General features: G+C 62.5%; 11 protein-coding genes and 1 pseudogene. 5 read left to right on the forward strand and 7 right to left on the reverse strand.

The window, feature by feature from the left end; genetic code table 11:
- Window positions 1-39: 39 nt before the first annotated feature.
- On the reverse strand, window positions 40-303 hold the full coding sequence (locus HJB82_RS31055; protein ID WP_164009858.1) for a DUF982 domain-containing protein: 264 nt from the start codon (window positions 301-303) through the stop codon (window positions 40-42).
- 248 nt (window positions 304-551) lie between these two features.
- Window positions 552-1,547 (reverse strand): transporter, encoded by a 996-nt coding sequence (locus HJB82_RS31060; RefSeq protein WP_207583169.1) that lies wholly within the window; start codon window positions 1,545-1,547, stop codon window positions 552-554.
- A gap of 214 nt (window positions 1,548-1,761) precedes the next feature.
- Here HJB82_RS31060 and HJB82_RS31065 point away from each other — a divergent pair, with 214 nt between their 5' ends.
- Window positions 1,762-3,540, forward strand: coding sequence for an acyl-CoA dehydrogenase (locus HJB82_RS31065; protein ID WP_207583170.1), 1,779 nt, complete (start codon window positions 1,762-1,764; stop codon window positions 3,538-3,540).
- Between the two features lie 11 nt (window positions 3,541-3,551).
- Window positions 3,552-4,307: a crotonase/enoyl-CoA hydratase family protein gene (locus HJB82_RS31070; protein WP_207583171.1), complete on the forward strand. Its 756-nt coding sequence runs from the start codon at window positions 3,552-3,554 to the stop codon at window positions 4,305-4,307.
- Between the two features lie 36 nt (window positions 4,308-4,343).
- Here HJB82_RS31070 and HJB82_RS31075 read toward each other — a convergent pair whose 3' ends face one another.
- Window positions 4,344-5,348, reverse strand: coding sequence for an MBL fold metallo-hydrolase (locus tag HJB82_RS31075; protein WP_207583172.1), 1,005 nt, complete (start codon window positions 5,346-5,348; stop codon window positions 4,344-4,346).
- A 149-nt stretch (window positions 5,349-5,497) separates the two neighbouring features.
- The gene (locus HJB82_RS31080; protein ID WP_221117821.1) at window positions 5,498-6,316 is read right to left on the reverse strand and encodes an oxidoreductase; all 819 of its coding nucleotides are present in this window, start codon (window positions 6,314-6,316) and stop codon (window positions 5,498-5,500) included.
- Between the two features lie 87 nt (window positions 6,317-6,403).
- Here HJB82_RS31080 and HJB82_RS31085 point away from each other — a divergent pair, with 87 nt between their 5' ends.
- Entirely contained in the window at window positions 6,404-6,862 is a 459-nt protein-coding gene (locus tag HJB82_RS31085; protein ID WP_207583174.1) for a helix-turn-helix domain-containing protein, read from the forward strand.
- Window positions 6,863-6,914: 52 nt separating this feature from the next.
- Here the strand turns inward: HJB82_RS31085 and HJB82_RS31090 are convergent, their stop codons facing one another.
- Together HJB82_RS31090 and HJB82_RS31095 are read right to left on the reverse strand one after the other, a co-directional pair.
- Entirely contained in the window at window positions 6,915-8,165 is a 1,251-nt protein-coding gene (locus HJB82_RS31090) for a class I SAM-dependent RNA methyltransferase (protein WP_207583175.1), read from the reverse strand.
- Window positions 8,162-8,947 carry a TlyA family RNA methyltransferase gene (locus HJB82_RS31095; protein ID WP_405049049.1) on the reverse strand — a complete coding sequence of 262 codons (786 nt, stop codon included), beginning with the start codon at window positions 8,945-8,947 and terminating at the stop codon, window positions 8,162-8,164. The genes HJB82_RS31090 and HJB82_RS31095 overlap by 4 nt, the downstream gene beginning before the upstream one ends.
- Before the next feature lie 92 nt (window positions 8,948-9,039).
- Here HJB82_RS31095 and HJB82_RS31100 point away from each other — a divergent pair, with 92 nt between their 5' ends.
- On the forward strand, window positions 9,040-10,032 hold the full coding sequence (locus HJB82_RS31100; protein ID WP_221142350.1) for a DUF4424 domain-containing protein: 993 nt from the start codon (window positions 9,040-9,042) through the stop codon (window positions 10,030-10,032).
- Between the two features lie 235 nt (window positions 10,033-10,267).
- Window positions 10,268-12,214 (forward strand): methyl-accepting chemotaxis protein, encoded by a 1,947-nt coding sequence (locus HJB82_RS31105; protein ID WP_207583178.1) that lies wholly within the window; start codon window positions 10,268-10,270, stop codon window positions 12,212-12,214.
- 204 nt (window positions 12,215-12,418) lie between these two features.
- On the opposite strand, the pseudogene HJB82_RS31110 reads toward HJB82_RS31105, so the two are convergent.
- Window positions 12,419-12,521, reverse strand: a pseudogene (locus tag HJB82_RS31110) (IS110 family transposase); the annotation flags it as partial.

Consider the following 12,521-nt stretch of genomic DNA (forward strand, 5'->3'; position numbering starts at 1 on the left):
GAAGAAACCGTGAACTCATTTCATCATCGGCTGCGAAACTCAGTGGACGACGGTGATCACCGAAATGCCAGCTTCGTCGGCGGCACGGATAAGCGCTGCTCGCGCGTCCTGAGCCGGAATCTCCCCGTGTATTGCATCCCGGCAAGCCATAATCGCCACGAGGTATTCTTCTCCATCGTCGATCGGCCAGCCAACGGTCAGCATCTCGGCAGCCTGCACGAGAGTTGCGACGAGCTTGTATTTTTCCGGCCCACTCACCACGAGCATCAGAGGGACGAACTCTCCGGATGTGCACCATTTCATGACATTAGGTCTCCCCACGGTAAATACATTAGTAACCGTGCAAGAACCGTTCCGAGCGAGGTGGTGGCATGAACCAACGGATTACCCGAGCGTCGATCGCTGAGATTGTAAAAAACGGGGAGAGGGGACGTGCCCTTAGGGGACGTTAGCGAGGGACGGAGACGTTGCGGCATATCCCCTTCGCCCCGTTTACGGGGAGAAGGGGCCGGCAGGCGGATGGGCAGCAGCGCCCACCCCACCTCTCAGATTCAAAGAATATCCACTCGCCGCAGCAGCCACCAGGCAAAGGCAATCGAGGCGACGATGAGGGCGACGGCGTATTCGGTGCCGTAATCGCCGACGGCGAAGGGCAGGTTTGCGGTGTTCATGCCGAAGAAGCCCGTCACCAGGGTCGGCGGCAGCAGGAAGGCCGTCATGATCGACAGCAGATAGAGGTGGCGGTTGGTCTCGGAGGATTGTTTGGAATCGATTTCTTCGTGCAGCAGGCGCGCCCGGTCCTGCAGCGCGTAAATATCGTGGTCGACCGTTTCCAGCCGGCTTGTCAGCCGCCGCGCCACATCATCGAAGCCGAATGGCATCTCGTCGTCGTCGGCCGCCGCCGCACGGCGCATCAGCGCCAGCACCGTGCGCAGATGGCGATGCAGCCGGACGACGGTGCGCCGGACCGGCGCCAGCCGCCGGCGTTCGTCGCGCGGCGCATTGTCGTAGACAAAATCCTCGATCAGGTTCAGCTCTTCGGTGAGTTCCATGACGATCGCGATCAGCGTGCGCTGAAACTCGATCACCAGCAGTTCGAACAGATCGACCGGCCGTGAAAATTTTCCCGGATTTTTTTCGATCAGCGCCCGCGCCCGCTCGACGCTGCGCAGCGGCTGCAGCCTCGTGGTGATGATGAAACGGTCGGACATGGCAAAATGCAGCCAGCCGAGATTGTTGGTATCCTGGGCGAAATCGCGCTGGCAGTCGACGAGCGTGCCGTAGAGCATCTGCTCGTCGACGGTGATGGTCGCGTGCGTGTCACGCGTCGTCAGCGCCGATTTCGCGTCCTCCGTCAGTCCGGCGAGCGTTTCGAGCAATGCCGGCACGCGGGCGTCAACAAGGTTGAGGTGCAGCCAGTAGAAACAATTGTCGGCGATGAGGTCCGCCACCGTCGCACTGTTGTTCAGACGCACCGCCGTCTTTTCATCCGGCGAGAAGCGATAGGCCCAGACGAAACCGGGTATGTTGACGGGCAATGTATCCATTGGTCGCCGATCCCTTGCGAAGGCGATGTCCTTACAGCCTCTTCATGACGTTCATTTGTGCAAGAGTGCAAGAGCCGGGCTGTGATGTCGGGCAAACTATTGCACGACAGTCAATGGAATCGAAATTGACGTTTACGTAAAAATCAATTAGCCCTTTGCCTCGGAGGGGCTTTGCCCAAATACAGGAAGTGCAGGCCGTCTGCGGAGGAAAACCATGTACAAGGCGCCCGTCGAGGAAATCGCGTTCACGTTGAAGCATGTCGCCGGCATGGGCGAGGCGATTTCAGCAGGCTTGCTCCGCGATCTCGGCGAAGATCTGGTCGATGCGATCCTGGCCGAGGCGGGACGTTTTGCCACGGAGGAAGTGGCGCCTCTCGCAGACATCGGCGACCGGCAGGGCGCCCGTTTGATCGATGGTGAGGTCCGGCTGCCGGATGGCTGGCGCGATCTCTATCGCAACTGGATCGCCGGCGGCTGGAACGGCCTGACGGCACCCGAAGCTTTCGGCGGCCAGGCCCTGCCGCATATGCTGAATGTCGCAGCGCTGGAAATGTGGAATTCCGGTTCCATGGCCTTTGCGCTTGCCCCAACGCTGACGATGGGCGCCATCGAGGCGGTCAGCACCCATGGCAGTGCTGCGCTGAAGCAGAAATACCTGGCAAAGATGGTGTCCGGCGAATGGACCGGCACCATGAACCTGACCGAGCCGCATGCCGGTTCCGATCTCGGCGTGCTCAAGGCCCGCGCCGAGCGCCGCGCCGACGGCAGCTACCGCATATCAGGCCAGAAGATCTTCATTACCTGGGGCGACCACGACGCGGCCGACAATATCATTCATCTGGTGCTGGCCCGCCTGCCGGATGCGCCGGCCGGCACCCGCGGCATCTCGCTCTTCCTGGTGCCGAAATTCCTGGTGAACGATGACGGCTCGCTCGGTGCCCGCAACGATCTGTTCTGCCACTCGCTGGAGCACAAGCTTGGCATCCACGGCTCGCCGACCTGCACGATGATCTATGGCGACGGCCGGTTCGGCGACGAAAAGGGTGCCGTGGGATGGCTGGTCGGCGAGGAGAACAAGGGGCTCGCCTGCATGTTCACGATGATGAACAATGCCCGTCTGGCCGTCGGCATTCAGGGCGTGGCGATCGCCGAGGCCGCTACCCAGAAGGCGCTCGCCTATGCCAAGGAACGCACCCAGGGCAGGGCGCCCGGCTGGAGCGGCGCCGGCATGAGCCCGATCGTCGACCATCCCGATGTTGCCCGCATGCTGCTGACGATGAAGGCGCTGACGCAGGGGTCACGCGCCATTTCCTATGCCTGCGCCCATGCGATCGACATGTCCCACCGGGCGGGCGATGACAGCCGTCACTGGCAGGAGCGTGCCGCGCTGCTGACGCCGATTGCTAAATCCTTTTCGACCGATGCCGGCGTCGAGGTTGCCTCGCTCGGCATTCAGGTGCATGGCGGCATGGGCTTCATCGAGGAGACGGGGGCAGCGCGGTACTTGCGTGATGCCCGCATCGCGCCGATCTACGAGGGCACCAACGGCATCCAGGCGATCGACCTCGTCACCCGCAAGCTGCCGCTCTCCGGCGGCGATCAGGTCAAGGGCTTCATCGCCGAGCTGAAGGAGATCGCCGACAATGTCCGCCGCTCCAATCTCGGTGGTCTTGGCGAAACCGCCGCCAGGCTCGACACAGCGATCGCCGATCTCGAAACGGCGACCGGCTGGCTCATCAAGATCCTGACCGATGGCAAGGCCACCGAGGCGCTCTCAGGTGCAACACCCTATCAGCGCCTGTTCGGCCTCGTGCTCACCGGCTGTTACCTCGCCAAGGGGGCTCTTGCCGAAAGCGGCGATGGCAGAGGCGAGGGCCGCATCGCGCTCTGCCGCTTCGCCGCCGAAAATCTGATGGCCGAGACCACAGCCCTTTGTGACCGGGTGGTGAATGGCGCTGCAAGCCTCGCCGCCGCCCGCATTCTGCTTGCTTGAGGACATTTCCAATGACCGATCACATCATCGTCGAGCAGCCTTCCGCCCACCCTGGCGTCCAGCTCATCCGCTTCAACCGGCCGGAGAAGAAGAACGCCATCACCCGCGCCATGTACCGGACAATGGCCGATGCGCTGAAGGCGGCCGATGCCGATCCCGCCATCCGCGCCACCGCCTTTCTTGGTACCCAGGGCTGCTTTTCCGCCGGCAATGATCTAAACGACTTCCTTGTCGCCGCAGTCGGTGGCAGCGGCCTGGAGCAGGAGATCCTAGATTTCCTCTATGCGCTGGTGAAGGCCGAAAAACCCGTGGTCTCGGGCGTCGACGGACTGGCGATCGGCATCGGCACGACGATCCATCTCCATTGCGACCTGACCATCGCTTCCAGCCGCAGCCAGTTCCGTACTCCCTTCGTCGACCTGGCTCTGGTGCCGGAAGCGGGTTCCAGCCTCGTTGCGCCACGCCTGATGGGCCACCAGCGCGCCTTCGCCCTGCTGGCCGCCGGCGAAGCCTTCTCGGCCGCCGAGGCGAAGGACGCCGGTCTCATCTGGAAGGTGGTTGAACCCGGCGAGGTCGATGGGCTGACGCTGGCGACCGCAGCTCGGCTCGCCGCCAAACCGCCGGAGGCGCTGCGCATCGCCCGTAATCTCATCCGCAGCGACAGCGGCGAGATCATCGCCCGCATCGACGAGGAGGCCCGCCATTTCTCCGCCCGTCTGAAAAGTGCCGAGGCCCGGGCCGCCTTCGAAGCCTTCATGCGCCGCTAAACCGTATCAGATGAAGCAAGTTTGACGCGACGCGCTTTAGAGCTTGGGCACATCGAAGACCTCGCCCGCCCTGAGCGCCCGGAATCGTTCCGGGGGAATATCATGTTCGCTCATAGCGTTTTGCAGCGCTCTTGTCGGGGCGTCGACCGCCTCGTCTGTCAGTTGGAACGTCGCGAAGTGATGCCCCGCCACATAGGCCGCATTTGCCAACTTCATCCCGATGACCGCTTCCTGCGGATTCTGGTGCTGGCCTTTCATGAACCATCGCGGCTCATAGGCGCCGAAGGGTAAAATCGCCAAGCGAAAGCCACCATGCTTCTGCTGTGCCGCCTTGTAATTGATGCCGCGGTGAAAGCCCGTATCGCCGACGTGATAGATTTTTCCGGCGGGAGTCGATAAGGCGAACGACGCCCAGAGCGCCATTCGGCGATCGGCGCCGCCGCGGGCGGACCAATGATGTGCCGGCTCCGCATCAATGCTGATGCCGGCGTGCGAGATGCGCTCGCCCCAGTCCATCGATGTCATCTCTATATCGGGCACGGCGCGGCGGATGATCGTGTCATTGCCGAGTGGTGTCACCACACGCGGCCGATGCTTGGCGCTCAAGCGCCTGAGTGTCGCGATATCGAGATGATCATAATGATTGTGCGATACCAGCACGAGATCGATTGGCGGCAGATCATCGAACGCGATGCCCGGTTGGACGACGCGTTTGGGTCCAGCAAAAGTAAAGGGGCTTACGCGCTCCGACCACACCGGGTCGGTAAGGATATTGAGCCCAGCGACCTGTACGAGCACTGTTGCATGGCCAACCATGGTCACCCGTAGATCCTCGCCGTCGACACGTGGATCCGGCTTGGCCGCCGCATATGGACTTGGCACCGACCGCGGCCAACGCTCACGGCCACCGCCGAATTGCCACCGCAGCAAATCGCGGAAACCAAGGGGCTCGATACCTTCGGGATTGAAGAAATGCGTGCCGTCGAAGTGATCGGACACCGGGCCGTTATAATAGGGATTACGTCTTTTGGTCTTGCGCATTCGAAATCGGTCTCGTTTGCTTACAGCGCCGCGCGTCTTTTCAGACGCGTAAACGACGCTGTAACACTTTGAATCGCCGCATATGCAGTAGAACAGGATGATTTTAAGCGTGTCGGCTCAAAATCTGAATCCTGTTCTAAAATAGAGAGTCAGATTGATGCAGGAAGCTCGTTGACCTTGCGCAGCAGGCTGTCGACCAGACGCTCCGGCAGGTAGCGGCGAAGCGAGCGGACCTGACGCGACTGCTTGCCGGCGGAATAGCGCAGCTTCGGCTTCTTGGCGGTTGCGGCTTTGACGACCATATCGGCGACGACCTGCGGCGCGTCGCCCGCCGCTACCCACTTGCGCATCAGAGCCTCGCTCCGGGCCCGCTCCGAGTCGTAGACCGGAAGCGGTTGATCTGCGCGTGTCAGGTTCTCCTCGAAGGATGTTTTGGTGACGCCGGGTTGGACGAGAACGACACGGATACCGAAGTTGCGCACTTCATGATCGAGCGATTCCGAATAGCCTTCGATTGCATGTTTGGTTGAGGCATAGAAGGCGTTGTAGGGGGATGGGATCAGTCCGAGGATCGAGCTCATGTTAACGATCCGGCCGCTCTTCTGCTTGCGCATGACCGGCAGCACGGCATTGACGACACGGGCGACGCCGAAAAGGTTGACGTCGAAAAGCCGCTGGGCCTGGTCGATCGATGATTCTTCCGCGCCTCCAAGCAGGCCGACCCCGGCATTGTTGACGACAAGATCGATCCGGCCGGCCTGTTGCAGGATCTCGGCAATCACAGCCTCCACCGAGGCCTTATCCGTCACGTCGCAGATCAGCATGGTGATGCCAGGCTTGTCAGCAACCTGTTTGCGGCTGGTCCCATAGACGCGATAGCCGGCTTTCGCCAGCGATTGGGCTGTGACAAGGCCAATGCCGGAGGAAGCGCCGGTAACCAGGGCAATGTTTTTGGTTCTGTCGATCATGCTGTCAGCTTTCATTAGGGTGTGGATCATTGGCTGACGCTGTGTTACTATCTTTTCGATATCGTGTCACTATCGAAAAGATACTCAATGAAAAATAATTCAATTCTCCAGTGCCCGGTGGCCCGCGGCCTTAACTCTGTGGGTGATGCGTGGAGCATTCTGGTCCTGCGGGATGCACATACCGGCCTTACCCGGTTCGACCAGTTCAGGAAGAGCCTCGGCATTGTGCCGACCATGCTCACCAAGCGCCTTAAAGCGCTGACCGACGACGGTCTGCTGGAAAAGCGCCTCTACTCAGAGCGACCGCCCCGCGAGGAATACTTGCTGACCGAAGCAGGCCGGGATTTCCTGCCGGTGCTGATGATGATCGGGGCTTGGGCGCACCGCCACTGCGATGGCGAACTCGCCCGCTATGTCGATGTCGAAACGGGCTCAGAGATCGAGCCCATCGCAATCGATGCGGTTACGGGTGCAAAGCTCGGAACGCGGGCAATGCGGCTGAGTGCTGGCCAGGAACGGAATTCGGCAACCCATAAAGATGCTTGAGGGCATAGCGCCCTCGGCACTGACGGAAGGGGTGAGCCGACGGGCGGCCCGCCTATTTCTCCAGCGTCGCCACCACCTCGACATGCGAGGTCCAGAGGAACTGGTCGATCGGCGTCACCCCGGTGATCCGGTAGCCGCCCTCGACGAGGATCGCCAGGTCGCGCGCCAGCGTCAGCGGATTGCAGCTGACGGCCACGATCCTCTTCACCGCTGAGCGGGCAAGCTCCTTGCACTGGAATTCGGCACCGGCCCGCGGCGGATCGAAGACGACGGCGTCATAGGGCTTGAACTCCTGCGTCATCAACGGGCGGCGGAAGAGATCACGCTTCTCGATGGTCACCGGCTTCAATCCAGGAGTGTTGCGGGCGGCATGATCGAGGGCGGCGAGCGCCTTTGCCTCGGCTTCGACGGCATGCACGCGGCCGATCCGCGCCAGCCGCAGCGAGAACGTGCCGGAGCCGGCAAAGAGATCGGCGATCCGCTTCGCCTTGCCGGCATGGGCAAGCACCAGCTCGGCCATCGCTTCTTCCGCCGGCTTGGTCGCCTGGGTGAAGCCGCCCGGCGGCGGTGAAACCTGAATGCTGCCGAAATCGACGAGCGGCTTCGACGGCTCGATGAGGATTTCGCCGTTCAGCGAAACACGGGCGATGCCGCGCAGGCCGAGCACGGTCTCAACCGCCTTGCGCCGCTGCGGATCGGACAGTTTCTTCACCTCGTCGACCGCAATGTCGAGGCCGGAAAGCGTTTCGAGCACGGAGACGCGAAAGGGTTCGGCATTGGTCGCCAGCGCGGCGGCAATGGCCCGGATCGCCGGTAGCCGGGCGATGATCCCTGCCGACGAGATCGGACATTCCTCGATGGCGACGATATGATGGCTTTCGGCCTGGTTGAAACCAACAAGCATGTCCTTCTCGGTCTTGCGCGCCGCAAACACCACGCGCCGGCGCTCGCCCGGCCGGGCCGGAACGATCTCGCCAACCTCAGGCGTCAGCCCCTTCGATTTCAGCGCATCGATGACCAGCTGGCGCTTGAAGGCGCGGTATGGCGCATCTGCCATATGCTGCAGCGTGCAGCCGCCGCAGGTGCCGTTGACGCCATCCAGGCCGAAATGTCGACAGGGCGGCTCCTGCCGGTCGGGCGAGGGCGTCGTGATCGACATGATCGTGCCCTGGCTTTTGACGCGGGCGATCGCCACCGTTTCCCCCGGTAGAGAAAACGGCACATAGACAGGGCCGCCGGCATTGCTGGCGATACCGTCGCCCTGGGCGCCGAGCTTCTCGATCGTGACGGTTTCGGTGCTCACGGTTTCAATCCTGCCAGAAGAAATTCCTGATTGCCGTCGCCGCCGGAAATCGGGGAGGGGATGAGGCCGAGGCTGTTCCAGCCCATGTCCTCGGTGAACCAGCGCGCAAGCTCCGCAGCGACGGCGGGAGCCGACGCGGGATCCTTCAACAGTCCGCCCTTGCCGATCGCTTCGCGCCCGGCCTCGAACTGCGGCTTGACCAGCAGCACGGCGACAGTACCCGGCTCGGCGATCTCGAGAGCCGGCGCCAGTGCCAGCTTCAGCGAGATGAAAGAGACATCGGAAACGATGAACGTGGCGGGATCACCGATATCCTCTGCCGTCAGATTGCGGGCATTGAGGCCTTCTTTGTTCGTGACACGCGGATCGCCTGAAATGCGCGGGTGCATCTGCCCATGGCCGACATCGATCGCGGTGACATGCACGGCACCGCGTTGCAGCAGCACCTCGGTGAAGCCGCCGGTGGACGCGCCGATATCCAGACAGTGATGGCCGGCGGGATCGAGCTGGAAATGATCGAGGGCTGCGGCAAGCTTCAGCGCGGCGCGCGAGACATAGTCCTGCGCCGGGTCGTCGATCTCGATCTCAGCGTCGTCGCCGAAGACCGCCCCGGCTTTCGTTATGACCTGGCCGGCGATCCTGACGGTGCCGCGTTGCACGGCGTCGCGAGCCCGCGAGCGGCTGGCGAAAAGGCCGCGGGAGACGAGAAGTTGGTCGAGGCGTTGGCTGTTTTGATCGGACATCGGCTGTGAATGACCGGCAAAGCCGCCGGTTGCAAGCATTTTGTTCCAGACAGCGTCATTGACCCTCGAAAGCTTTCGGCGATAATCCTGCCGCGGCGATCACGGGGCGGCCGCAGACACGGGGGTGTTTTATGCTGAAGCTCTTCACTCTTCTCGTCGCGGCGGGGATCGCAGCCCCCACGCTGGCGAACGACACCATGGCCGAGGTCAAGACCGGCGGGCTGATTTTTGCCCAGTCCGACGATGTCAGCATGGCGGAGGAAAATCTCTTCATCTCCGCTTCGCAAGTGCGTGTCGACTACGTGTTCGAGAATACGTCCGACAAGGATGTCGAAAGCCTGGTCGCCTTCCCGATGCCCGATATATCAGGCCAGGTGGACAACAACTCCGCCATCTCCGACTACGACAGCGACAATTTCCTGCATTTCTCCACCGTGCAGGATGGTAGGCCGATCACCGCCAAGCTGCAGCAGCGCGTCGTCTCGCTCGGCATCGACGTCACCGACGAGCTGGCCAAAAACGGCATTCCCGTCCTGCCTTACAGCCAGAAGACCCGCGACGCGCTCGCCAAGCTTCCCGAAACCGTCCGGAAGGACTGGATCGCCCGCGGCCTGATTTATCCCATGACCGACGCCGATGTCGTGCCGCTCTGGACGCTCCGCTCGACCTATTGGTGGCGCACCACCTTTCCGGCCAAAAAGAAGGTCAGCGTCGAGCATCGCTACCAGCCGGCCGTCGGCGGCACCGTCGCCATCAGCTTTCTCGAAAACGGCGAGCCGAAGGGCGAACGCTTCGAGGAATATTCCCGCAAATACTGCCTCGACGCAGATTTCGTCCGGGTTGCCCAGCAGCATGTCCGGGAAGCCGAGGCCGGCGGCGCCAACTATACCGAAAGCTGGATCTCCTATGTGCTGTCGACCGGCGCCAACTGGGCGGGACCGATCCGGCGCTTCCAGCTGACGATCGACAAGGGCAAGCCCGGCAGTCTCATCAGCTTCTGCGGCAGCAACGTCGAGAAAATCGGCCCGACGACCTTCCGGATGACCGCCGAGGATTTCGATCCCGCCAAGGACTTCGACATCCTCGTCCTCAATCCGCCGGAAGCGGAACCGAAGCAGCCTTGATTTAAGCATTTTAATCACGGCCCTGATCTTTGTTGCGGCGCACAATTTAAACAAATTTAAAGCCCGCCCGCATAGGTTCGGTTCGATTGCGGCGGTTCATTTGAACCGCTTCGTGCCATGAAGGCAAAGGCGTCTGCACGCCGATCATGTTCCCAATTCAAAAAAGGCCTTGCGGTTGCGACTCGCGCGCGACCGGCCTTTCGCCGCGTCGACTGCCGTCAGGAGAAATTCACCGATGTCCGCCAAAAACATATCCTTGAACGGGAAGCTTGCGGCCACGTTCGCAGCCCTCATTCTGATTTTCGTCGCTGTCTCCGCCTTCGTTTATTCCAAGGCGACGGCGTCGGCGTCAGCGTCAGCCGAGCAGGAAAAGTCCGAGCTGCTCGTCAACCAGATCGACGATGCGCTGCAGGCGATGCTCGAGCAGGCCGTCAACCTGCGCGGCTTTATCCTGTTCCGCAGCGACAGCACCTATGGCGATGTCTTCGCCAATCGCGAGCGCATGCTGAAGGCGATTGCCGCCGCCAGGCAGACGGCGGGAGCCGAGCCGCAGCTGGTCGAGATGATCGACGGCATGCAGAAGGCCGCCGACCTCTATTTCCATGAACTTGCCGAGCCGCAGACCAAGGCGCGCAAGGAAACCGACATGCCGATCGAAGAGATCATCAAGATCGGCGTCAACGCCACCAAGGGCCAGCTCGACGGCTTCCGCCAGGCCTCGGCCAAGATCAAGGCCAGCGCCCGCGAAAAGTCCGATGCGCTGGCTGAAATCCGCGCCGATGCCAACAGCGATCTGAAGACGACGCTGCTTGCCGGCGGTATCGTCGCCTCGCTCGCCGCCGCCGTGCTCGCCTGGTTGATGTCGCGCACCATCGTCCGCCCGATCGTCGGCATGACCGGAGCCATGGATCGCCTCGCCGGCGGTGAGCACGATATCGAGGTCCCGGCGACCGACCGCGGCGACGAAGTCGGCCGCATGGCCCAGTCGGTGCTGGTCTTCAAGCAGGCGGCGATCGAGAAGCTGCGCCTTGCCGGCGAGACCGACCGCATGCGTGATGACGCCGAACGCCAGCGCCGGGCAGGCGACGAGCAGAAGGCCCGCGAGGAAGGCGAGATCCGCCATGCCATCGACGCTCTGGCGGGCGGCCTTGCCGAGCTTGCCAATGGCGATATGGCCGGCCGTCTCCAGACGCCGTTTGCGCCGCAATATGACAGCCTGCGCAATGACTTCAACCATGCCGTCGAAAAGCTGCAGGCAGCCCTGCAATCAGTCGGCCGCAACGCCTCGGCGATCAATGCCGGCGCCGGCGAAATCCGCTCGGCCGCCGACGATCTCGCCCACCGCACCGAACAGCAGGCTGCCGCCGTCGAACAGACCGCCGCAGCGCTCGAGCAGGTGACGACGACCGTCCGCGACAGCGCCAAGCGCGCCGAGGATGCCGGCAATCTCGTCGAGCGCACCCGCCTTGGTGCCGAAAAATCCGGCGAAGTCGTCCGCAAGGCGGTCTCCGCCATGCAGCAGATCGAAAAGTCCTCGGGCGAAATCTCCAACATCATCGGCGTCATCGATGACATCGCCTTCCAGACCAACCTGTTGGCTCTGAACGCCGGCGTCGAAGCCGCCCGCGCCGGCGATGCCGGCAAGGGCTTTGCCGTCGTCGCTCAGGAAGTGCGCGAGCTTGCTCAGCGCTCGGCCAAGGCGGCCAAGGAGATCAAGGCGCTGATCACCACCTCGGGCGAACAGGTCGTTGCCGGCGTCTCCCTCGTCGGCGAGACCGGCAAGGCGCTGGAAGCGATCGTCGCCGAAGTGCAGGAGATCAACCGTAACGTCAGCGCCATCGTCACCGCCACCCGCGAACAGTCGATCGGCCTGCAGGAGATCAACACCGCCGTCAACAACATGGACCAGGGCACCCAGCAGAATGCCGCCATGGTCGAGGAGCAGACCGCGGCAAGCCATGCGCTCGCTCAAGAAGCAAGTGCGCTGGATGAATTGCTGCGCCAGTTTAAGCTCGGCCAGACGAGGCCGGATGCCGCAGCATCGCGCGCCACCGTCGCCGCCCCCAACGCCCGCCCGGTCGCCTCGCCAGCCCGCGCCCTGACCCGCACGGTGGCCAAGGCCTTTGGCGGCAGGCAGGCAACGGCCGCAGCTGCGGTGCAGGAGGACTGGACGGAGTTCTGAGAGGGCGCTCTTCTTCGAAAGAGGACGTCAAATGCAGAGGGCGGTGCAGTGGATGCGCCGCCCTTTTTCATGGTGATATGGCCATTGTGGAGCTCGCGGCCCCCTCATCCGCCCTACGGGCACCTTCACCCCAAGGGGAGAAGGGGGAATCGCGACGTTGCCGCAAATCTCTTCTCCCCTCGGGGAGAGCGACTGTCTTATTTGTCAAGCGTTTTGCCATGGTCGTCCGTCCCTGATGATGGCATTGAGGATGGTGAGCAGCTTGCGCATAGTTGCGACGGTTGCGACGATCTTGGGCTTGCCGGCC

Source organism: Rhizobium sp. NZLR10 (genome assembly GCF_019685125.1).
In the GTDB taxonomy this organism is placed as follows: Bacteria; Pseudomonadota; Alphaproteobacteria; order Rhizobiales; family Rhizobiaceae; genus Rhizobium.